Genomic DNA, 2,026 nt, shown 5'->3' with positions numbered 1-2,026 from the left:
TATTTGAATGCCTGGCGGTGTCCTACTCTCACATGGGGAGGCCCCACACTACCATCGGCGCTGACATGTTTCACTTCTGAGTTCGGAATGGATTCAGGTGGTTCCACGTCGCTATGGCCGCCAGACAAATTTGGTTAATTTGGTACAAGCTGATACAAACAAAGTCGCGTCTCTTCACGCGCAAACAATCCAGGCTCACCTGTCTTTTGATACCTACGTATCATTCGTCACCAATACCTTCATTGGCTCCCTTTCACCAACGCGATGCGTCGGCGACGTCAGCTCCAACACCTTTTTGGTGTTGTATGGTTAAGCCTCACGGGCAATTAGTACACGTTAGCTCAACGCCTTACAGCGCTTCCACACCGTGCCTATCAACGTTGTAGTCTTCAACAACCCTTTAGGGCAATTACATGCCAGTGAGAACTCATCTCAAGGCTCGCTTCCCGCTTAGATGCTTTCAGCGGTTATCGATTCCGAACATAGCTACCGGGCAGTGCCACTGGCGTGACAACCCGAACACCAGAGGTTCGTTCACTCCGGTCCTCTCGTACTAGGAGCAACCCCTTTCAATTCTCAAACGCCCACGGCAGATAGGGACCGAACTGTCTCACGACGTTCTAAACCCAGCTCGCGTACCACTTTAAATGGCGAACAGCCATACCCTTGGGACCGACTTCAGCCCCAGGATGTGATGAGCCGACATCGAGGTGCCAAACACCGCCGTCGATATGAACTCTTGGGCGGTATCAGCCTGTTATCCCCGGAGTACCTTTTATCCGTTGAGCGATGGCCCTTCCATTCAGAACCACCGGATCACTAAGACCTGCTTTCGCACCTGCTCGACGTGTCTGTCTCGCAGTTAAGCTGGCTTATGCCTTTGCACTAACCGTACGATGTCCGACCGTACTTAGCCAACCTTCGTGCTCCTCCGTTACTCTTTGGGAGGAGACCGCCCCAGTCAAACTACCCACCAGGCACTGTCCGGGACCGCGGTTCAGCAGTCGCCGTTAGAACATCAAACATACAAGGGTGGTATTTCAAGGTTGGCTCCACACCAGCTAGCGCCAATGCTTCAAAGCCTCCCACCTATCCTACACATGTAGGTTCAATGTTCAGTGCCAAGCTGTAGTAAAGGTTCACGGGGTCTTTCCGTCTAGCCGCGGGTACACTGCATCTTCACAGCGATTTCAATTTCACTGAGTCTCGGGTGGAGACAGCGTGGCCATGGTTACACCATTCGTGCAGGTCGGAACTTACCCGACAAGGAATTTCGCTACCTTAGGACCGTTATAGTTACGGCCGCCGTTTACCGGGGCTTCGATCAAGAGCTTCGCCGAAGCTAACCCCATCAATTAACCTTCCGGCACCGGGCAGGTGTCACACCCTATACGTCATCTTTCGATTTTGCAGAGTGCTGTGTTTTTAATAAACAGTCCCAGCCACCTGGTCACTGCGACCCTCGAACGCTCAGAACGCGAAGTTCATCACCTTCAAGGGCGTACCTTCTCCCGAAGTTACGGTACTATTTTGCCTAGTTCCTTCACCCGAGTTCTCTCAAGCGCCTTAGTATTCTCTACCTGACCACCTGTGTCGGTTTCGGGTACGGTTCTGCATACCTGAAGCTTAGAGGGTTTTCCTGGAAGCATGGCATCAACAACTTCGACTCCGTAGAGTCTCGTCTCGTGTCTCGACATATAAGGAACCGGATTTACCTAATCCCTCTGCCTACTCACTTTCACGCGGACTACCAACGCCGCGCTTGCCTAGCCTTCTCCGTCACCCCATCGCAGTATGCAGCAGTACAGGAATATTAACCTGTTTCCCATCGACTACGCTTTTCAGCCTCGCCTTAGGGGCCGACTTACCCTACCCTGATTAGCATGGGATAGGAACCCTTGGTCTTCCGGCGTGGGGGTTTTTCACCCCCATTATCGTTACTCATGTCAGCATTCGCACTTGTGATACCTCCAGCAAACCTCTCGATTCACCTTCAACGGCTTACACAACGCTCCCCTACCCAGCA

The 2,026-nt window shown here is 52.4% G+C and carries 2 rRNA genes; both read right to left on the bottom strand.

Features of this window, described 5'->3' with window-relative positions:
* Positions 1–9 precede the first annotated feature (9 nt).
* A 5S ribosomal RNA gene (rrf, locus tag HXZ99_RS12040) occupies positions 10–125 on the bottom strand.
* Positions 126–305: 180 nt separating this feature from the next.
* Positions 306–2,026: ribosomal RNA gene (locus tag HXZ99_RS12035) — 23S ribosomal RNA — on the bottom strand; the annotation flags it as partial.

Source organism: Aliidiomarina indica (assembly GCF_015354615.1).
Classification (GTDB): domain Bacteria; phylum Pseudomonadota; class Gammaproteobacteria; order Enterobacterales; family Alteromonadaceae; genus Aliidiomarina; species Aliidiomarina indica.
The sequence above is the reverse complement of the archived record's forward strand: the minus strand, read 5'-3'. Positions and strand labels throughout refer to the sequence as shown.